At 57.0% G+C, this 19,534-nt stretch carries 16 protein-coding genes; 10 read left to right on the top strand and 6 right to left on the bottom strand.

The window, feature by feature from the left end; all coding sequences use genetic code 11:
• Nucleotides 1-39: 39 nt before the first annotated feature.
• Nucleotides 40-849: a type III pantothenate kinase gene (locus tag QMG27_RS01265; protein WP_281812349.1), complete on the bottom strand. Its 810-nt coding sequence runs from the start codon at nucleotides 847-849 to the stop codon at nucleotides 40-42.
• Nucleotides 850-859: 10 nt separating this feature from the next.
• A complete protein-coding gene (locus QMG27_RS01260) occupies nucleotides 860-1,261 on the bottom strand; it encodes a rhodanese-like domain-containing protein (RefSeq protein WP_281812347.1) in 402 nt (133 codons plus the stop codon).
• A 173-nt stretch (nucleotides 1,262-1,434) separates the two neighbouring features.
• Here QMG27_RS01260 and QMG27_RS01255 point away from each other — a divergent pair, with 173 nt between their 5' ends.
• The 5 genes from QMG27_RS01255 (at nucleotide 1,435) to QMG27_RS01235 (ending at nucleotide 10,141) form a co-directional block, all read left to right on the top strand.
• Entirely contained in the window at nucleotides 1,435-2,556 is a 1,122-nt protein-coding gene (locus QMG27_RS01255) for a C4-dicarboxylate ABC transporter (RefSeq protein WP_281812345.1), read from the top strand.
• Nucleotides 2,557-2,639: 83 nt separating this feature from the next.
• On the top strand, nucleotides 2,640-3,266 hold the full coding sequence (locus QMG27_RS01250; protein WP_281812343.1) for a TRAP transporter small permease subunit: 627 nt from the start codon (nucleotides 2,640-2,642) through the stop codon (nucleotides 3,264-3,266).
• Nucleotides 3,263-5,185: a TRAP transporter large permease subunit gene (locus QMG27_RS01245; protein ID WP_281812341.1), complete on the top strand. Its 1,923-nt coding sequence runs from the start codon at nucleotides 3,263-3,265 to the stop codon at nucleotides 5,183-5,185. The genes QMG27_RS01250 and QMG27_RS01245 overlap by 4 nt, the downstream gene beginning before the upstream one ends.
• A gap of 151 nt (nucleotides 5,186-5,336) precedes the next feature.
• Nucleotides 5,337-8,630 carry a fused isobutyryl-CoA mutase/GTPase IcmF gene (gene icmF, locus QMG27_RS01240; protein ID WP_281812339.1) on the top strand — a complete coding sequence of 1,098 codons (3,294 nt, stop codon included), beginning with the start codon at nucleotides 5,337-5,339 and terminating at the stop codon, nucleotides 8,628-8,630.
• A 17-nt stretch (nucleotides 8,631-8,647) separates the two neighbouring features.
• Nucleotides 8,648-10,141: an AMP nucleosidase gene (locus tag QMG27_RS01235; RefSeq protein WP_281812337.1), complete on the top strand. Its 1,494-nt coding sequence runs from the start codon at nucleotides 8,648-8,650 to the stop codon at nucleotides 10,139-10,141.
• Nucleotides 10,142-10,144: 3 nt separating this feature from the next.
• On the opposite strand, the gene asd is transcribed toward QMG27_RS01235, so the two are convergent.
• Nucleotides 10,145-11,008: an archaetidylserine decarboxylase gene (gene asd / locus QMG27_RS01230; RefSeq protein ID WP_281812335.1), complete on the bottom strand. Its 864-nt coding sequence runs from the start codon at nucleotides 11,006-11,008 to the stop codon at nucleotides 10,145-10,147.
• A 104-nt stretch (nucleotides 11,009-11,112) separates the two neighbouring features.
• On the opposite strand from asd, the gene QMG27_RS01225 reads away from it, so the two are divergent.
• From QMG27_RS01225 to QMG27_RS01205, 5 genes are all read left to right on the top strand, one after another.
• On the top strand, nucleotides 11,113-12,036 hold the full coding sequence (locus QMG27_RS01225; protein WP_281812333.1) for an ATP-binding cassette domain-containing protein: 924 nt from the start codon (nucleotides 11,113-11,115) through the stop codon (nucleotides 12,034-12,036).
• A gap of 2 nt (nucleotides 12,037-12,038) precedes the next feature.
• Nucleotides 12,039-12,803 carry an ABC transporter permease gene (locus QMG27_RS01220; protein WP_281812331.1) on the top strand — a complete coding sequence of 255 codons (765 nt, stop codon included), beginning with the start codon at nucleotides 12,039-12,041 and terminating at the stop codon, nucleotides 12,801-12,803.
• A gap of 181 nt (nucleotides 12,804-12,984) precedes the next feature.
• Nucleotides 12,985-13,833 carry a 3-hydroxybutyryl-CoA dehydrogenase gene (locus QMG27_RS01215; protein ID WP_281812329.1) on the top strand — a complete coding sequence of 283 codons (849 nt, stop codon included), beginning with the start codon at nucleotides 12,985-12,987 and terminating at the stop codon, nucleotides 13,831-13,833.
• A 29-nt stretch (nucleotides 13,834-13,862) separates the two neighbouring features.
• Nucleotides 13,863-14,621: a metallophosphoesterase family protein gene (locus tag QMG27_RS01210; protein WP_281812327.1), complete on the top strand. Its 759-nt coding sequence runs from the start codon at nucleotides 13,863-13,865 to the stop codon at nucleotides 14,619-14,621.
• Nucleotides 14,618-16,051, top strand: a complete 1,434-nt coding sequence (locus tag QMG27_RS01205; protein WP_281812325.1) for a bifunctional serine/threonine-protein kinase/universal stress protein — start codon at nucleotides 14,618-14,620, stop codon at nucleotides 16,049-16,051. The genes QMG27_RS01210 and QMG27_RS01205 overlap by 4 nt, the downstream gene beginning before the upstream one ends.
• Nucleotides 16,052-16,060: 9 nt before the next feature.
• Here QMG27_RS01205 and QMG27_RS01200 read toward each other — a convergent pair whose 3' ends face one another.
• The 3 genes from QMG27_RS01200 to QMG27_RS01190 form a co-directional block, all read right to left on the bottom strand.
• Nucleotides 16,061-17,041 carry a tripartite tricarboxylate transporter substrate binding protein gene (locus tag QMG27_RS01200; RefSeq protein ID WP_281814697.1) on the bottom strand — a complete coding sequence of 327 codons (981 nt, stop codon included), beginning with the start codon at nucleotides 17,039-17,041 and terminating at the stop codon, nucleotides 16,061-16,063.
• A gap of 145 nt (nucleotides 17,042-17,186) precedes the next feature.
• Nucleotides 17,187-18,170: a tripartite tricarboxylate transporter substrate-binding protein gene (locus QMG27_RS01195; RefSeq protein WP_281812323.1), complete on the bottom strand. Its 984-nt coding sequence runs from the start codon at nucleotides 18,168-18,170 to the stop codon at nucleotides 17,187-17,189.
• 112 nt (nucleotides 18,171-18,282) lie between these two features.
• Entirely contained in the window at nucleotides 18,283-19,527 is a 1,245-nt protein-coding gene (locus tag QMG27_RS01190) for an AMP-binding protein (RefSeq protein WP_281812321.1), read from the bottom strand.
• Nucleotides 19,528-19,534 lie beyond the last annotated feature (7 nt).

The following is a 19,534-nucleotide window of genomic DNA, read 5'->3' as shown; positions in this document are numbered from 1 at the left end:
TGCCCCGTGTCATGAGGGGCTACCCCGTTCAAACCAAAGTTAAAACAGCGAGCGAGAGGGCCACACAGGCGATGGTTCGTCCAAGCGCTGTTTGGCAATTTCAAGCAAGCCATCAAAGATGAGCGAGTCGACCAGCTCAAACTGAACCGACATGCTTGGTGCCATCTTCCAGCCTGCACCACCCGTCATGTAGCATGCGGGCTCGGCTCCGCAGTGTTGGCGAACGTGCTGCACCATGCGCTCGACCGCGCCCGCAATGGCGTACGTGCCGCCGCTGGTGAGGGCATCGCTGGTGTTGGTGGGGAACTCCACCACATCGCCTGTTGGCACACGCAAGCCAGCAGTGCCTGACTCGAGCGCACGCAACATGATGCCGTGGCCGGGCAAGATGAGACCGCCCAAAAATTTGCCACTCGCATCAATGGCTTCCACCGTCACCGCTGTGCCCACCATCACCACCACCATGGGTTTGGATGGACCACCGTTGACGTGCCGGAGCATGCGGGCATGCGCACCAATCATGGCCACCCAGCGATCAGCGCCCAAGCGCGTCGGATGGTCGTAGCCATTCGTCAGCCCTGCCTCTGCAGCAGAGGACACGGCCCAATGAGGCGTGATGTCCCATAACTCCATTTGTTCTTCCACACGGCGACGAATGGCTTCGCCTGCCACGATGCAGCCCAGCATGTGCGTGGGCTCTGGCAATTCGCGCCAGTCTTCGTCAGCGAGGCGATCGATGTTTTCTAGAAACACCGCCCCACTACCCAGCAACTTAGCGCCGGGCCGAGGGCTGTCATACAGGCCCCACTTGAGGCGTGTGTTGCCCACATCGAGTGCAAGAAATGTCATGGGATTTGAATCAGTTTTGGCGCCAAGGCAAACCGCGCATGCGCCAGCCACCCTGTGTGCCGCGATGCCCATCGGCATTGGCATCGCCCTCGAAGCCTTCGAGAATGTTGTAGGCCTCTAGGCCAAGCTCAGTGGCGCGTTTGGCTGCAGCGATGGATCGCACACCACTGCGACACAGCAACACCACTTTTTTGCCATTGGCGGCTGCTTTGATTTGCGCATCAAACGTGGGGTTCATGGCCATGCCAGGCCACTGCTTCCACGCCACCGCCACGGCACCAGGCACGAAGCCAACCCACGCGAGTTCTGCTTCGCTTCGCACATCCACCATCACTGCTTCGCCCGACTGCATCCACGCGTTGGCAGTTTCTGGGGTGATGTCACCAGCGTAGCCAAGCTCGTTGTTACTCATAGTTGTAAAGCTCAATCAATTTGAGCTTCAGTATAAAAGCGCGCGGTCCCCAAGGAGACAAATTTCGTGCATTCACAGCATACGCCTAGGGCAAACCCACCCCACATTTATTGAACAACGCATAAGAATCGCCATTCCCATTCCTGTCTTTGACAAAACCTAGGAGACTTTCGATGACCGATACCAAAAAGACAACCGCTCGCCGCAATGTACTGAAGGGCACAGCCGCTGCCGCTGCGGGTGTTGTAGCCGCGCCCATGGTGGCCGCACAAACCGGCCCCATCAACATGCGCTGGCAAAGCACATGGCCTGCCAAGGACATCTTTCACGAGTATGCCCTCGACTATGCAAAGAAGGTCAACGACATGACTGGCGGCGATTTGAAGATCGAGGTGCTGCCCGCAGGTTCTGTGGTGCCCGCTTTCGGTTTGTTAGAAGCTGTGTCTAAAGGCACTTTGGATGGCGGCCACGGCGTTCTAGGCTATCACTACGGCAAGCAAAACGCTTTGGCCCTTTGGAACTCTGGCCCCGCGTTCGGCATGGATGCCAACATGATCTTGGCTTGGCACAAGTACGGCGGTGGCGCAGAGCTGTTGGCCAAGCTGTATGCCTCGATCGGCGGCAACGTGCAATCATTCTTGTACGGCCCTATGGCCACCCAACCTTTGGGCTGGTTCAAAAAGCCCATCACCAAGTCTGCTGATTTCAAAGGCTTGAAGTTCCGCACAAACGGTTTGGCCATTGACTTGTTCACCGCCATGGGCGCTGCTGTGAATGCCTTGCCAGGCGGCGAAATCGTGCCAGCGATGGACCGCGGCTTGCTCGACGGCGCCGAATTCAACAACGCCACCTCTGACCGCATCTTGGGCTTCCCCGATGTGTCTAAGGTGTGCATGTTGCAAAGCTTCCACCAAAGCGCTGAGACCTTTGAGATCATGTTCAACAAGACCAAGTACGACGCATTGCCCGCGAAGATGAAAGCCATCATCGCCGGTGCGACAGAGGCAGCGTCTGCCGATATGTCTTGGAAGGCTGTGGATCGCTACTCGAAAGACTACGCAGAGCTGCAAACCAAAGACAAGGTCAAGTTCTACAAGACGCCTGATTCGATCTTGCAAGACCAACTGAAGATTTGGTCCGAAATCGTCGAGAAAAAATCTGCCGAGAACCCACTGTTCAAAGAAATCGTTGCCTCACAAAAAGCGTTTGCGCAACGTGCTGTGAAGTGGGAACAAGACACTGTGATCAACCGTCGCATGGCGGTCAACCACTTCTTCGGTGCGAAGAAGGCCTAAACGTTTGACTTTCACGAGTTGATGCGTTTTCCATCGGCCATCCGAAGTGTTTCGGGTGGCTGATTTATTTAAGTTAGCACACCATGCAAAAACTACTACTCACCATCGACAAACTCAGCACTCAAGTGGGCCAGATTTTTTCTTGGCTGATTTTCGTGCTCACAATCATGATCACGTGGGAAGTTGTCTCTCGTTATGCGTTTGACAACCCACACCCTTGGGCATTTGATGTCATGAGCATGATGTACGGAACGCTCTTCATGATGGCGGGCGCCTACACCTTATCTAAGAATGGGCATGTGCGCGGCGACGTGTTGTACGGCTTTTTCACGCCGCGCTTGCAAGCGGGTTTGGATTTGGCGCTGTACATCATCTTCTTCATTCCAGGCATTGTGGCTTTGGCTTGGGCCGGCTACAACTTTGCGGGCGAATCTTGGGCCATCAACGAGCACTCCAACATCACAGCCAACGGGCCACCCGTCTACCCTTTTAAAACCATCATCCCAATTGCTGGCTTGCTATTACTGCTGCAAGGCTTTGTGGAAATCGTGCGCTGCATTGTGTGTTTACAAGAAGGTGAATGGCCCTCGCGCGGCGACGACGTGGATGAAGTGGACGTCGAAAAACTCAAAGAAATGGTTCACGTCAAAGACGAGGACATCGCCAAATTAGATGCGTACGTCACTGGCGAGCAGGGAGCACACAAATGAAAAAAGAAATTTGGTTTGGTCTAAGCATCATGGCCATGGTGGTGCTGGCAGCATTTGTGCTGCTGCCGCCCGTGGCAGAGATGACCAACGGCCACTTAGGTTTGTTGATGTTGGCGCTGGTCGTGGTGGCCATCATGTTGGGCTTTCCCACCGCCTTCACCCTAATGGGCATGGGCATGATCTTCGCCTGGCTCGCTTATCGAGCGCAAAACCCCGACTTGGCCGTCACACAAACCTTGGACTTGATGGTGCAACGCACTTATTCAGTGATGTCCAACGATGTGTTGATTTCCATCCCGTTGTTTGTATTCATGGGTTACCTCATTGAACGCGCCAACTTGATTGAGAAGCTGTTCAAGAGCATGCACTTGGCCACCGCGCGTGTGCCAGGCTCGTTGGCAGTAGCCACCATCATCACCTGTGCCATCTTCGCCACTGCCACAGGCATCGTGGGAGCGGTGGTGACCTTGATGGGCTTGCTGGCTTTGCCTGCCATGTTGCGCGCAGGCTATAGCGTGCAGTTGTCAGCAGGTGCAATTACTGCAGGTGGTTGCTTGGGAATTTTGATTCCCCCTTCCGTGATGTTGATCGTTTACGGCGCTACCGCAGGCGTGTCAGTCGTCAAGTTGTATGCGGGGGCATTCTTCCCCGGCATCATGTTGGCGACCCTGTATGTGGCCTATGTCGTCGTAATTGCAAAACTGAAACCCCATTTGGCACCGCCGATGTCTGCCGAAGACCGCTACATCGCCTTGCCTCCCGTGGCGCAAGAGGTGTCATCCACCGTCAGCAACAAAGTATTGCCCGGCCTGATCGGCGCGATCAAGGGCAAGCGTAACGCCTCTGTACCAATGGAAGAGTTGCTCAAGCAACTGGGCATTGCCTTGCTGCCTGCCATTTCTGCCTTGGTCATCATGGGTGCTATTTTCATGGCCGTAACTGCCCCCGCGCCTGTGGAAGAGGCACAAGGCGTCGTCGCCATGAGCGACGGTTTTGACGAAGCCCCCGCCGAAGAAGAAGCAGGCGGCCTGGCCGAGCCCGAAGGTGATGGCCTGAAAGCCCCTCCTGGTACCGAAGCACCTGTTGCCAAAGTAGCCACTGAAGCGGCCCCAGCACCAGCAGAGCCTGTCGCAGCGGCTGAACCCGCTGCCGCCCAAGAGCGTTTGCCAGCGCCGCCTGCGTTTTGGATTGGATTGGCAAGCGTGGCTGTGGCCATGGCGATCTTCTATGCGTACTTCAGCTTTGCACGCCTTGAGATTTTCAAGATGTTGCTCGGTTCATTCTTCCCACTGGCCTTGATGATCTTGGCGGTGCTGGGCACCATCGTGTTTGGTTTGGCCACACCGACAGAAGCGGCAGCCATGGGCTCGATGGGTGGCTTGCTGCTCGCCGGCGCTTACCGACGCCTAAATATGACAGTGATGCGTGAGTCGGTGTACTTGACAGCCAAGACCAGCGCCATGGTGTGTTGGTTGTTTGTGGGCTCTAGCATCTTCTCAGCAGCGTTTGCGCTGCTGGGCGGGCAAGAGCTGATCAACACCTGGGTGCTGGGCATGGACCTGACGCCCACTCAGTTCATGATCTTGGCGCAAGTCGTAATTTTCTTGCTGGGCTGGCCGTTGGAATGGACAGAGATCATCGTGATCTTTATGCCCATCTTCATCCCTTTGTTGCCGCACTTCAACATCGACCCGCTGTTCTTCGGCTTGTTGGTGGCCTTGAACCTGCAAACCGCGTTCTTGAGCCCGCCTGTGGCGATGGCAGCGTTTTATTTGAAGGGCGTGAGCCCCCCTCATGTGACGCTGAACCAGATCTTTGCGGGCATGTTGCCGTTCATGGCCATCCAAGTGTTTGCCATCTTCTTGCTGTACATGTTCCCAGCCATTGGCATGTGGCTGCCTGAGACGCTTTACAAATAAGCGCCTCTCGCACCACGCAAAGCCGCAGCGCCTTCTGGCCCTGCGGCTTTTTTATTAGGGCAAATCCTCCCCACAAAACTTGCCAATTCGCTATGATTGACGTTTACGTAAACGTAAACTCTTTTTTACCTTCCGCTTTCCGGAGCCTCGCATGTCTGACTTGTCCGCCGAATTCCAAGCCCTTGCCAACTACAAGCCCACGCAAAAAGTGCGCTTCGTCACTGCCGCCTCTTTGTTTGATGGGCACGACGCCGCCATCAACATCATGCGTCGAATCTTGCAAGGCATGGGTGCCGAGGTGATTCACTTGGGCCACAACCGCTCGGTGGATGAGGTGGTGACCGCTGCGCTGCAAGAAGACGTGCAAGGCATTGCTATCAGCTCTTACCAAGGCGGCCACGTGGAGTACTTCAAGTACATGGTCGATTTGCTGCGCCAGCGCGGTGGTGAACACATCCAAGTGTTTGGCGGCGGCGGCGGCGTGATCGTCCCCCCCGAAATCAAAGAGCTGCAAGCCTATGGCGTGACCCGCATCTACAGCCCCGAAGACGGCCAGAAGATGGGCCTGCAAGGCATGATCGGCGAGATGATCATGCGCTGCGACAAAGACCTGTCGGGCTACGCCCCCACCGCCGTGAAAGAGATTCAAGGCCATGACGAAATGGCATGGCGTCGTTTGGCGCAGCTCATCACCGCGTTGGAGAACGAAAAAGCCGATGCCAAGATGGTGGAAGCCGTGCGCAAGGAAGCTGCCAAACACAAAGTGCCTGTGCTGGGCATCACCGGCACGGGCGGTGCGGGCAAGTCGTCGCTCACCGACGAGTTGGTGCGTCGCATCCGTTTGGACCAAGGTGACGCGCTGCGCATTGCTGTGATTTCGATCGACCCCTCACGCCGCAAGAGCGGTGGTGCTTTGCTGGGCGACCGCATTCGCATGAACGCCATCGGCCCTTGGAGCAGTGGTTCACGCGTCTTCATGCGTTCTCTGGCAACCCGTGATTTCGGTAGCGAAATCAGCGCAGCACTTCCCGACGTGTTAGCCGCGGCCAAGTGCGCAGGCTTTGACCTGATCATTGTGGAAACCTCGGGCATTGGCCAAGGCGACGCCGCCATCGTGCCGCACGTGGATGTGCCCATGTATGTGATGACGCCTGAGTTTGGCGCAGCCAGCCAGCTCGAAAAAATCGACATGCTGGACTTTGCCGAGTTCATCGCCATCAACAAGTTTGACCGCAAAGGCGCCAGCGACGCACTGCGCGATGTGGCCAAGCAAGTGCAACGCAACAAAGAAGCCTGGAACACGCCCACCGAGCAAATGCCTGTGTTTGGCACCATGGCTGCACGCTTCAACGACGACGGCGTGACCGCCTTGTACCAAGCCCTCAAAGGCCGCTTGACCGAACTGGGCCTCACCTTCAAAGAAGGCCGCTTGCCGCTGGTGAATGTGCGCCACAGCAGCAACCAAACACCGGTGGTGCCTGCAGCTCGCACACGCTACTTGGCCGAAATTTCAGACACCGTCCGTGGCTACAAAAAACGCGCGCGCACACAAGCCAAACTGGCCCGCGAAATTCAACAACTGCGCGAAGCCGCACGCATGCTGCAAGAGGGCAAGCCCGACCGCGCCAAGGCGTCGGAAGCCGCCATCGACTTGGCCGTGAAGCGCGAAGAAGATTTGGGCAACGCCGAGCGCAAGCTCTTGGCCCAATGGCCCGACATGCAAAAAGCGTATGCTGGTGACGAATACGTGGTGAAGATTCGCGACAAAGAGATTCGCACCGCGCTCACCACCAAGTCGCTCAGCGGCACGACCATTCGCAAAGTGGCCTTGCCTCAATACGAAGACCACGGCGAAATTTTGAAGTGGCTCATGCTCGACAACGTGCCCGGCAGCTACCCCTACACCGCGGGCACCTTTGCATTCAAGCGCGAGGGTGAAGACCCCACCCGCATGTTTGCCGGCGAAGGCGACCCCTTCCGCACCAACCGCCGCTTCAAGCTGGTGAGCGAGGGCATGCCTGCCAAGCGTTTGTCCACCGCGTTTGACTCGGTCACGCTGTATGGCAACGACCCTGACCCCCGCCCCGACATTTACGGCAAAGTGGGCAACTCAGGCGTGAACGTGGCCACGCTCGACGACATGAAGGTGTTGTACGACGGGTTCGATTTGTGCAACCCAACCACCAGCGTGTCGATGACCATCAATGGTCCAGCCCCTTCGATCTTGGCCATGTTCATGAACACGGCGATTGACCAAAACATCGACAAGTTCAAAAAGGACAACGGCCGCGAACCGACCGAAACCGAAACTGCCAAGATCAAAGAATGGGTGCTGCAAAACGTGCGCGGCACGGTGCAAGCCGACATCTTGAAAGAAGACCAAGGCCAAAACACCTGCCTCTTTTCAACCGAATTCAGTTTGAAAGTGATGGGTGACATTGCCGAATACTTTGTGCACAACCAAGTGCGCAACTTCTACAGCGTGTCGATCAGCGGCTATCACATTGCCGAAGCGGGTGCGAACCCAATTTCGCAGTTGGCCTTCACGTTGTCCAACGGGTTCACCTTTGTGGAAGCCTATTTGGCGCGTGGCATGCACATTGATGACTTCGCACCCAATCTGAGCTTTTTCTTCAGCAACGGCATGGACCCCGAGTACACCGTGATGGGCCGCGTGGCGCGTCGCATCTGGGCGGTGGCGATGAAAGAGAAATACGGCGCAAACGAGCGCTCACAAAAGCTCAAGTACCACATTCAAACCTCTGGCCGTTCATTGCACGCGCAAGAGATTCAGTTCAACGACATCCGCACCACGCTGCAGGCGCTGATCGCGATTTACGACAACTGCAACAGCTTGCACACCAACGCGTTTGACGAAGCCATCACCACACCCACCGAAGACTCGGTGCGTCGCGCCATGGCGATTCAGCTCATCATCAACCGCGAATGGGGCTTGGCCAAAAACGAAAACCCCAACCAAGGCGCGTTCATCATCGAAGAACTCACCGAGTTGGTGGAAGAAGCCGTGCTGGCCGAGTTCGAGCGCATTGCTGAGCGCGGCGGCGTGTTGGGTGCGATGGAGACCGGCTACCAACGCGGCAAGATTCAAGACGAATCGATGACCTACGAAATGCTCAAGCACACGGGCGAGCTGCCCATCATCGGCGTCAACACCTTCCGCAACCCGCACGGCGACGCCGTGTTGGACAAGCTGGAATTGGCCCGTTCGACCGAAGAGGAAAAACAAAGCCAGTTGAAGCGCTTGAACGACTTCCACACCCGCAACCAAGAGGCTGCAGCGGTGCAGCTCAAGCGCTTGCAACAAGCCGTCATCGACAACGCCAACGTGTTTGAGGTGATGATGGACGCGGTGCGCGTGTGTTCACTCGGCCAAATCACCAATGCCTTGTTTGAGGTGGGTGGGCAATATCGCCGCAATATGTAATCGGTAATATCGGGGGCATGAGTATTCGCCCCCCTTTCATCGCCCCCACCCGTCACACCGACGCCGACAGCGCCCTTGCCCAAGTGCAGGCGCTGTACCAAACCAGCCTCGACCACTTGCGCCAAGCCATGCGCGAGTTTGTCGCGGGCAAGCAGTTTGAGCAGCGTGTGCGTGCGTTTTATCCCTTTGTTCGCATTCACACCAAGCACGGGGCGCTCCAAGCCGGCAGCAATGCCGCTCACTTGAGCTACGGGTTTGTGGCCGAGCCTGGCCGCTACGAAACCACCCTCACCCGCCCCGATTTGTTTGCGGCGTATTACCGCGAGCAATTCAATTTGCTCTTGCAAAACCACGGGGGCACGTTGGAGGTGGGCGTGAGCCACCAGCCGATTCCCGTGCATTTCTCATTCGCAGAGAACGACCACATCGAAGGCGAGATGAGCGCCGAGCGCCGCCAGCTCATGCGCGAGGTGTTTGACCTGCCCGACCTCACCGCCATGGATGACGGCATTGCCAACGGCACGTATGAAGCCAAGCCCAATGAGCCACAGCCTTTGTCGCTCTTCACCGCGGCACGCATGGACTATTCGCTGCAACGCCTGCGCCACTACAGCGGCACCAGCCCTGAACATTTCCAGAACTACGTGCTGTTCACCAACTACCAGTTCTACATCGACGAGTTTGTGCGTTTGGGCCACGAGGCCATGCAAGACCCCAACAGCGAATACCTTGCATTTGTGGAGCCAGGCAACGTGATCACGCGTCGTGTGGGTCTACCTGCAGAAGCCAACGACGCTCTAGGAAAAGTACCGCCGCGTTTGCCGCAAATGCCCGGCTACCACTTGGTGCGCGCAGACCACACTGGCATCACCATGGTGAACATTGGCGTGGGCCCCGCGAACGCCAAAAACATCACCGACCACATTGCCGTGCTGCGCCCGCACGCATGGCTGATGCTTGGCCACTGCGCGGGCTTGCGCAACACGCAGCAGCTGGGCGACTACGTCCTGGCCCACGGCTATGTACGCGAAGACCACGTACTGGATGAAGAGCTACCGCTGTGGGTACCCATCCCCGCACTGGCCGAAATTCAAGTGGCGCTCGAACAAGCGGTGAAGGACGTGACGCAATGCGAAGGTGCAGAGCTCAAGCGCATCTTGCGCACAGGCACTGTGGCCAGTACCGACAACCGCAACTGGGAACTGTTGCCAGACAACACACCGCAACGCCGCTTCAGCCAAAGCCGCGCAGTGGCGCTCGACATGGAAAGCGCCACGATTGCCGCCAACGGTTTCAGGTTCCGTGTGCCCTACGGCACATTGCTGTGTGTGAGCGACAAACCGCTGCACGGCGAAATCAAACTGCCGGGTATGGCCAACCACTTCTATCGCGAGCGTGTGGATCAACACTTGCGCATTGGCATGCGTGCGATTGAGCTGTTGCGTCAGCAAGGGCCTGCGCAACTGCACAGCCGCAAGTTGCGCAGCTTTGCGGAAGTGGCTTTTCAATAAGCCTTACGCGGCATCACCCATCTTCTCGCCCAAACGCACACCTTGCGAGGCTTGCCAAGCTGGGTTGAGCTCAATGGTGTTCTTGGGCCACAGCAACACGACGGTGGAGCCCAACAAGAAGCGGCCCATTTCGTCGCCTTGGCGAAGGCTCAGGTCTTGGTCGTCGTACGTCCACTCACGCACCTTGCCGGGACGGGGTGGGTTGACCACACCATGCCACGGTGTGGCCATGCTGCCCACGATGGTGGCGCCCACGAGCACCAACACGTATTGCTGAGGTGTTTCACCCGAGGCGGCAGGCATGTCAAACACGCACACCACGCGCTCGTTGCGCGCAAACAAGCCAGGCACACCACGGGCTGTGGCTGGGTTGACCGAGAACAAATCACCGGGCACATGAATCATGCGGCGCAAGCGGCCAGCGCTTGGCATGTGAATGCGGTGGTAGTCCTTGGGGCTCAAGTAAATCGTGGCGAAATCGCCGTCTTGAAACTGGGCGGCCAAGGTGGCATCGCCACCCACCAAAGCTTGCGTGCTGTAGCTGTGACCTTTGGCTTGAAACACTTGGTCGCCATCGATGTGGCCCAACTGGCTGATCGCGCCATCCACTGGGCACACAAACGCCGCATCGGCCAAGGGGCGCGCGCCGGGCTTTAAGGCACGGGTGAAGAAGTCGTTAAAACATTCGTATTGGGTGATGTCGGGCTGGGCTGCCTCGTCCATATTCACTTGGTACTTGCCCACAAACCACTTGATGAGGGCGTGTGTCCATTTGCCACATTTCGCACGCGCCACAGCGCCAGCGAATTGGGTGAGCAACTGTTTGGGCATCACATATTGAGAGAGCACAAATAAGGTTTCAGACACGTTGTAGCCCAGAAATAAGTTGCCAAGATTTTAGGCGCTTCCCTAGGTGTGCCAGAGTGACACTTCTGACTTACGCCCGCATCAGACACAGGCAAAATGAGGGCATGAGCACCGCACTTTTTGAATGTCAAAACCTCCTCAAACGCTACGGTGACAACACCGTGGTGAACGATGTGTCTTTTCACATCGCCCCTGGCGAATGTTTGGGCGTCATTGGCCCCAATGGCGCAGGCAAAACCACCACGCTGCGCATGTGCCTCGGGCTTGCACAACCCGATGGCGGGCGCATCACCGCGTTTGGTTTGTCGATGCCCGATGACGCACTAGACATCAAAGCACGCTTAGGCGTGGTGAGCCAATTCGACACGCTAGACCCCGACTTCACCTGTGCCGAAAACCTGATGGTGTTTGGCCGTTACTTCGGCATGAAGAAAGCCGACATTCAAGCGCGCATTCCGCAGCTGTTGGAGTTCGCCGCGCTCTCGCACAAAGCCAACGCCAAGCCCGGGGAACTGTCGGGTGGCATGAAGCGCCGACTCAGCCTAGCCCGTGCGCTCATCAACAACCCCGATTTGCTGCTGTTAGACGAGCCAACGACGGGCCTTGACCCTCAAGCCCGTCATCTGATGTGGGAGCGTTTGCAGCAACTGCTGCAGCAAGGCAAATCGATCTTGCTGACGACGCACTTCATGGACGAAGCCGAACGTTTGTGCAACCGCCTGTTGGTGCTCGACCACGGCAAGAAAATTGCCGAAGGCACACCGCGTGATTTGATTGCACAACACCTCGAACCCGATGTGGTGGAGGTCTACGGTAACGGCGCATTGGCTTTGGTGGACAGCCCCATCGCCGCTCTGGCGCAACGCGTAGAGACCAGCGGCGAGACCGTGTTTTTCTACACCCAAGATGCCGCGCCATTGCTGCAAGCACTCAGTGCCCACGCAGGCCTGCGCACCTTGCACCGCCCAGCCAATTTAGAAGATTTGTTTTTGAAAATGACCGGACGTCAGATCCGTGAGGAGGGCTAATCATGTTTCGTTTCTGGCCCGTTTTTTTGCGCAACCTCTTGGTGTGGCGCAAGCTTGCCATTCCAAGCCTCGTCGCCAACATCGCTGAACCCTTGATGTGGCTCGTTGCTTTTGGCTACGGCTTAGGCGCCCTCGTGGGCGACGTGAAACTCGGTGACGACCAAGTGCCCTACATCTTGTTTCTGGCGAGTGGCTCCATTTGCATGAGCGCCATGAACGCTGCCACCTTTGAAGCGCTGTACTCCGCCTTCTCGCGCATGCATGTGCAAAAAACATGGGATGGCATCTTGAACGCCCCCATGCGTTTAGATGATGTGCTGTTGGCTGAAATGCTGTGGGCCGCCTTCAAATCGCTCTTCACCATCACCGCCATCTTGGGCGTCATGTGCACGCTGGGCATCACACAAAGCTGGAAGCTCTTGGCCGCGTGGCCTATCCTCTTGTGCGTGGGCATCACCTTCAGCTGCATCGCGCTCATCTTCAATGCGCTGGCCAAAGGCTATGACTTCTTCACCTACTACTTCACGCTCTTCCTCACGCCCATGATGTTCTTGAGCGGCGTGTTCTTCCCGCGTGATCAGCTCCCCGGCATCGTGCGCGATATCTCGGCCTGGCTGCCACTCACCCAAGCCATCGCCTTGGTACGCCCGCTGTTCATGGACCAATGGCCCGCAGATGCAGCGCTGCACTTGGGCGTCTTGGCGCTCTACGCGCTGGTAGGCTGGAAGATCGCCCTGCACCTGACGAAAAAGCGCTTCAAGGCCTGAAGCACGCACAACATCGCAGGTGAATGGGCTTGGGGCAGCTGACGATTTCTGGTACTCCAGCATGAGGAAGCTGCCCCAAGCCCATTCGCCGGAGCGTAAGAAATTGATGCACGTCAGCCAAGTGCAACCCTTCCCCCGCTAACATCTTTTCTTTTGACTTAACCGTAAACAAGGATTCCCAATGAGCATTCAAACCGTAGGCATCATCGGCGCTGGCACCATGGGCAATGGCATTGCACAAGCGTGTGCGGTGTCTGGCGTGAACGTGGTGATGGTCGACATCTCTGACGCAGCCGTCGCCAAAGGCCTCGCCACTGTGGCTGGTAGCTTGGACCGTTTGATCAAGAAAGAAAAAATTACCGAAGCCGACAAAGCAGCCGCCTTGTCGCGCATCAAAACCAGCACCAGCTACGACGACCTCAAAGGTGCGCAACTCGTCATCGAAGCCGCGACTGAAAACTACGATCTCAAGGTCAAAATCGTCAAACAGCTCGACGGCATGTTGGCCCCAGAAGCCATCATCGCGTCCAACACATCTTCGATCTCCATCACCAAATTGGCTGCTGTCACCGCACGCGCCGACCGTTTCATCGGCATGCACTTTTTCAACCCCGTGCCCATGATGGCCTTGGTTGAAATCATCCGTGGCTTGCAAACATCCGATGCCACCCACGCTGCTGTGCACGACTTGTCCACACGCTTGGGCAAGAGCCCCATCACCGTGAAGAATGCGCCTGGTTTTGTGGTTAACCGTATCTTGGTGCCCATGATCAACGAAGCCTTCTTTGTTTTGGCAGAAGGCGTGGCCAGTGCCGAAGACATCGACGCCGGCATGAAGCTCGGCTGCAACCAACCCATCGGCCCCTTGGCTTTGGCCGACATGATTGGTTTGGATGTGTGCTTGGCCGTGATGGACGTGTACTTGCAAGAGTTTGGCGACAGCAAATACCGTGCATGCCCCTTGCTCAAAGAGATGGTGGCCGCTGGTCAACTCGGTCGCAAAACTGGCAAGGGCGTTTACACGTACTAAGCCAAGGCGAGCTGTCTCGCCAACGCACCATGAAGTACGCCCTGCTCTCTGACATCCACAGCAACTTGCACGCGTTAGACGCGTGCTTGGCGCATGCGCAAACGCAAGGCGTTGAGCGCATCGCCCTCTTGGGTGACTTGGTGAGCTACGGCGCATTTCCATCAGAGGTGGTGGCACGTTGCCAAGCGCTGCAAGATGAAGGCGCTGTGGTGGTTCGCGGCAACCACGAAGAGCTGGTGCAAACGCACAACGTCAACACACCCAACCCATCGTTAGGCAGCCAAACCGCGCAGTGGACGCATGACCAACTTTCGCCCGCGCAACGCTTCTGGCTAGAAACCTTGCCGCTGACAGAGCGTGTGGACCAGATGTTCTTCGTCCACGCAAGCGCTGATGCGCCCGAGCGTTGGCGCTATGTAGAAGATGAACGCATGGCGAGCCTCAGCCTTGATGCCGCATGCAGCCACCCTGATGTACGCTATGTGTTTGGTGGCCATGTGCACCACCAGTCGTTGTACTACCGAGGCACAGGCCGTCAATTGATGGCCTTCAAGCCCACCTCGGGCGTGCCCATCCCCACCCCCAAACACCGCCAATGGATTGCCACCATCGGCTCCGTGGGGCAACCACGCGATGGCAACCCGCGCGCCATGTATGCGGTGTTCGACAGCACGGCTACCAAACTCACCTTCCACCGCGTGGCATATGACCATCGCGCTGCTGCCAGTGCCGTGCGCAAAGCTGGCCTACCGGAATACTTTGCCCAACGCTTGGAGACCGGCAAATGAAGCGCCTAGAAGCCGGCACCGAGCTGGACGGTTTCCGCATCGGCGCCTGCTTGCATGCGGGCGGCATGGCCCACATTTATGAAGTGACCTATGCCGACGACCGGCCTGCACCGTTTGACATGGTGATGAAGGTGCCACGCATGACCGCAGGCGACGGCGCTGAAAACATTGTGGGCTTCGAAGTCGAACACCAAATTTTGCAAGTGTTGAACGGCACGCATGTGCCGCGCTTTGTGGCGGCAGGCGACTTGGTCACCCTGCCCTACCTGGTCATGGAGCATGTGCAGGGTCAAACGTTGCAACAAGTGCTTGATACACACACGCACAACCGCACGCGTGCAGAGGTGACCGACATTGCGCGTCGTGGCGCAGCCATCGCCCGCGCCGCGCACAGCTTGCACCAACAAAACACCTGCCATCTCGACATCAAGCCCGCCAACGTGCTGCTGCACCCAAACGGCCATGCGGTGTTGTTGGACTTTGGTTTGTCATGCCACGCGCATTACCCCGACTTGTTGGCCGAGGAGCTACGCAAAGCTGTGGGCTCACCCGCATGGATTGCCCCCGAACAAGTGGTGGGCGTGCGTGGCGATCCGCGCAGTGACATTTTTGCGATTGGCGTGATGTTGTACGAACTCGCCACGGGCGAGTTGCCCTTTGGCAACCCACAAACCGATGGCGGCATGCGTCAACGCTTGTGGATGGACCCCACGCCCCCACGCCGCGTGCGCGAAGACTTGCCCGAATGGTTGCAAGAAGTGATCTTGCGCTGCCTAGAGCCTGAAGCCGCCAAGCGTTACCCATCAGCGGCGCACTTGGCATTTGACCTTGAACACCCCGAGCAAGTGAAGGTCACCAAGCGCGGCAAGCAACTGGAAGGCACACCATTTTTCACGCATTTCAAACGCTGGCTCAAAGCTGCCGGCATGCACTACCAGCCGAGCCCACTGCCATCACAACAGATTGACGAAGTACCGATTCTGATGGTGGCGGTTCCTCACCATGATGTGAGCGACGCCACGCTGTATTCGCTGCGCCAAGCCGTGGCGCGTTCACTGGGTATTCGCCCAGGCGCGCGCTTGGCCGTGGTGACCGTGATCTCGCCTAACCTCAGTAGCACGTCTGAGCATGACAAGAGCGAAACCACATTGCACCGCCAGTACCGAACCATGCTGCAGCAATGGGCGCAGCCCCTTGATTTAGACGATCACCAAACCTCGTACCACGTACTTGAAGCCAGCGACGTGGCCAACGCCATCGTGCGTTACGCAGAAGGCAACAACGTGAGCATGATCGTCATGGGTGCCGCCACTCACGGCCTACAAATGCAGCGTTTTGTAGCGACCGTGCCCATCAAGGTGGCGATGGAAGCACCTTGCACCGTGATCTTGGTGAAGCAAGCACTACCGTTTGAACACCTGATGGGTTGATGACTCGCCTCAGTCAACCTTAGCGCCTGACACCTTGACCACCTGTGCCCACTTCTTGTGTTCGGCATCAATGAACTTGGCAAAGTCTTCTGGCGTATTACCCCCGGGAATCGCACCTTGTGCCAATAGCTTTTCTTTCACGGCTGGTGTGCTCATGGCTTTGGCTGTTTCTTGTTGAATGCGACGCACCACCTCGGATGGTGTACCCGCTGGGGCTAACAAACCAAACCATGAGCTGGCTTCATAGCCTTTCAAGGTGGGCCCGCCCGCTTCTTCGATCGTGGGCAACTCAGACATGGCTTCTGAGCGTTGAGCGCTGGTCACGGCCAGTGCTTTGAACTTGCCAGACTTGATGTGCGGCATTGCGGCAGGCAAGTTGTCAAACATGACATCCATCGAGCCGCCCAGCATGTCGAGAATCGCGGGGCCTGAACCTTTGTAGGGGAAGTGAACCATGTAGGTGCCACTCATGCTTTTGAACAGCTCACCCGCCAAATGGATAGAGGTGCCATTGCCGCTTGACGCCATATTGAGCTTGCCTGGATTGGCTTTGGCATACACGATGAAGTCAGCCACAGAATTGATGTTGCGGGCCTTCGCCATGTCGGCATTGAGCACCATGACGTTGGGCACCCCTGCCACCACGGTGATCGGCGCAAAGTCTTTGATCGGGTCATAGGGCAGCTTGTTGTACAGCGCACGGTTGATGCCGTGCGTGCCCACCGTCCCCATAAGCAAGGTGTACCCATCGTTGGGAGACTTGGCCACGATGTCGGCCCCTAAATTGCCGCCCGCACCTGCTTTGTTTTCCACAAAGAACGTTTGTCCAAACGCGCGCGTCAACTCGGGGGCAATGGCGCGCGCCAAGATGTCTGTTGTCCCACCTGGGGCAAATGGCACCACGATACGCACGGGTTTGCTAGGCCAAGCTTGCTGTGCTTGTACTACGCCCGTGAGCAACAACAAAGCGCTGAACAAAGATGCGTGCATGAATCGACGACGGGGCTGGGTCATGGTGGGTCCTTGGTATTTGACGTGTCCATGGTGCCATTCATGCGCGCTTGTTGCTGTCACCTCGGCATCGGAATGTGCCCGTGTTTACCCCATGAAAAAAGCCACCCGAAGGTGGCTTTTCTTAGTCGGCGTAAACGCCAGCTTCCTGAATGACGGGCCCCCATTTGGCAATTTCAGAGGCAACAAACTTTTTGTGCTCCGCGGGGTCAGAACGCTTGTCGGTGACGACCACCGCACCCAAGGCCTGCTGCTTCTTGATGAACTCAGGATCTTTCAAAGCGACTTTCAACGCTTTGTTGATCTTGGCGGTCACATCAGCAGGTGTGCCTTTAGGGGCATACAGGCCGTGCCAAATACTGACTTCAAAACCTTTCAGGCCCGACTCGTCCAAGGTGGGCAAGTTCTTCAATGCAGGTGTACTCAAGCGCTTCAATGACGTGACAGCAAATGCCTTGACCGTTTTGCCTTCAATTTGGCTGCTGGTGTTGGTGGTTTGATCACACAACAGGTCAATTTGGCCGCCCATCAAATCATTCATGGCAGGTGCTGTGCCTTTGTAGGGCACTGTGGTCATGTCAATCTTTAAGGCGCTTTGGAACAACAAGCCACACAGGTGTGAGGCGGCGCCCAAACCTGCATTGCCTAAATTGATCTTCCCTTTGTTTTGCTCAATCCAAGCAGACAACTCTTTGTAGGTGTTCGCAGGCAAGGTGGGACGGCCAATCAAGGTCATGGGCACATCGTTGACCATGCCCAAGTATTCGAAATCTTCGAGGGTGTTGTAGGGCAGTTTGCGATACAGCGCAGGCGATGTAGCCATGCCGATGTGATGCAAGAAGATGGTGTGACCATCTTGCGGTGCCTTGGCTACTTTGTTGGCACCAATCGTGCCACCGGCACCTGCCACGTTCTCCACCACCACAGCCGAAGCGCCCAGGGGTTTGCGTAAAGATTCCGCCAAATCACGGGCCACGCGATCTGTAGGGCCGCCTGCCGCAAATGGCACGACGATGGTGACTGGCTTGTCCTTGATAGGGAAGTCGGCTGCATGAGCGCCTGTCAGCGCAGCAACCGTTAGCAAGCTCAAAGTGATTAGTTTTTTCATGGGGGCTCCTCTAAATAAGCCCCCATACTAAAGCACTATTGACATTTCTGTTATTTCGGAAATCACGTAAGGGCATTCCTTGATACATATCAATCGGAATGCGCCTAGAAGCTTATGCGTAGGTACGCGCGTCCTCAATCACCTTGCCATCGTTGGGCAAGCTACCCACGGCGACCATCATCACATCGGCACGCAGCTTGGTGATGTCACGCACGGCATCGCCAATCCTTTGCGCTAAGCCCTCAGTCTCTGCAGCTTCCACTTTCAAACTCATTTGATCGTTCGCCATTTCACCGGTGACCACCAAACGCGCGCGCTTGATTTCGGGGAAACGCTTGACCACTTCAGCCACCTGCCCCGGATGCACAAACATGCCGCGCACCTTGGTGGTTTGGTCTGCGCGCCCCATCCAACCTTTGATGCGCGTGTTGGTCCGCCCAGTGGGGCATTGGCCCGGCAACACAGCGGACAAATCGCCTGTACCAAAACGAATCAGCGGGTAATCGAGGTTGAGTGTGGTGATGACCAACTCGCCCACTTCGCCCTCAGGCACTGGGTCACCCGTGCCTGGGCGGACGATTTCCACGATCACACCTTCATCCAACACCAAGCCTTCGCGGGCTTCGGTTTCGTAAGCAATCAAGCCAAGATCGGCGGTGGCATAGCACTGATATCCAGCAATGCCATGACCCGCCAGCCAATCGCGCAAGCTCGGCGGAAAGGCTTCGCCAGACACCAAGGCTTTGGTGACGCTGGGCAACTTCACCCCCATCTCGGCGGCTTTTTCCACAATGATTTTCAAAAAGCTCGGTGTGCCAATGTAGCCAGCAGGCTTGAGTTCTGCCATCGCACCGACTTGCTGTTCGGTCTGCCCCGTACCACCGGCAAACACGGTGCAGCCAATGGCGTGCGCACCGGTTTCCATCATCGAGCCGGCAGGCGTGAAGTGGTAGCTGAAGCAGTTGTGCGCGAGCTCGCCCGCACGGAAACCTGCGGCGTAAATGGCACGGGCCATGCGCCAGTAGTCGGCGCGTGCGCCTTCAGGCTCGTAAATGGTGCCAGGGCTGGCAAACACGCGGGGCATGGCCTTGCCAAACCCAATCGCGGCAAAGCCACCAAACACATTGGTGGCGCGTTGTTCTTGTTGCTGCGCCAACAACTCGTACTTACGAATCACGGGCAGCTTGGACAACGCCTCACGGTTGTTGATACTGGCTGCATTCACACCCGCCAATGACTTGGCAAATGCGGGCGAGTTTTTTTGCGCATGCGCAACTTGTGCAGGCAGTGCAGCCATGAGCGCTGCTTCGCGCTCAGCAGGGTTACGAGTTTCGAGCGCGTCGTAATGCTTAGACATACAACGC

Source organism: Limnohabitans sp. MORI2 (genome assembly GCF_027925025.1).
In the GTDB taxonomy this organism is placed as follows: Bacteria; Pseudomonadota; Gammaproteobacteria; order Burkholderiales; family Burkholderiaceae_C; genus Limnohabitans.
Note: the sequence above shows the minus strand (reverse complement) of the source record. Positions and strands in the feature narration are given on the sequence as shown.

Bases quoted from the DNA above. Each gene is read 5' to 3' on its own strand.
- QMG27_RS01265 (WP_281812349.1), bottom strand. From the start codon at position 849: ATGACATTTCTTGCACTCGATGTGGGCAACACACGCCTCAAGTGGGGC.
- QMG27_RS01260 (WP_281812347.1), bottom strand. From the start codon at position 1,261: ATGAGTAACAACGAGCTTGGCTACGCTGGTGACATCACCCCAGAAACT.
- QMG27_RS01255 (WP_281812345.1), top strand. From the start codon at position 1,435: ATGACCGATACCAAAAAGACAACCGCTCGCCGCAATGTACTGAAGGGC.
- QMG27_RS01250 (WP_281812343.1), top strand. From the start codon at position 2,640: ATGCAAAAACTACTACTCACCATCGACAAACTCAGCACTCAAGTGGGC.
- QMG27_RS01245 (WP_281812341.1), top strand. From the start codon at position 3,263: ATGAAAAAAGAAATTTGGTTTGGTCTAAGCATCATGGCCATGGTGGTG.
- icmF (WP_281812339.1), top strand. From the start codon at position 5,337: ATGTCTGACTTGTCCGCCGAATTCCAAGCCCTTGCCAACTACAAGCCC.
- QMG27_RS01235 (WP_281812337.1), top strand. From the start codon at position 8,648: ATGAGTATTCGCCCCCCTTTCATCGCCCCCACCCGTCACACCGACGCC.
- QMG27_RS01225 (WP_281812333.1), top strand. From the start codon at position 11,113: ATGAGCACCGCACTTTTTGAATGTCAAAACCTCCTCAAACGCTACGGT.
- QMG27_RS01220 (WP_281812331.1), top strand. From the start codon at position 12,039: ATGTTTCGTTTCTGGCCCGTTTTTTTGCGCAACCTCTTGGTGTGGCGC.
- QMG27_RS01215 (WP_281812329.1), top strand. From the start codon at position 12,985: ATGAGCATTCAAACCGTAGGCATCATCGGCGCTGGCACCATGGGCAAT.
- QMG27_RS01210 (WP_281812327.1), top strand. From the start codon at position 13,863: ATGAAGTACGCCCTGCTCTCTGACATCCACAGCAACTTGCACGCGTTA.
- QMG27_RS01205 (WP_281812325.1), top strand. From the start codon at position 14,618: ATGAAGCGCCTAGAAGCCGGCACCGAGCTGGACGGTTTCCGCATCGGC.
- QMG27_RS01200 (WP_281814697.1), bottom strand. From the start codon at position 17,041: ATGCACGCATCTTTGTTCAGCGCTTTGTTGTTGCTCACGGGCGTAGTA.
- QMG27_RS01195 (WP_281812323.1), bottom strand. From the start codon at position 18,170: ATGAAAAAACTAATCACTTTGAGCTTGCTAACGGTTGCTGCGCTGACA.
- QMG27_RS01190 (WP_281812321.1), bottom strand. From the start codon at position 19,527: ATGTCTAAGCATTACGACGCGCTCGAAACTCGTAACCCTGCTGAGCGC.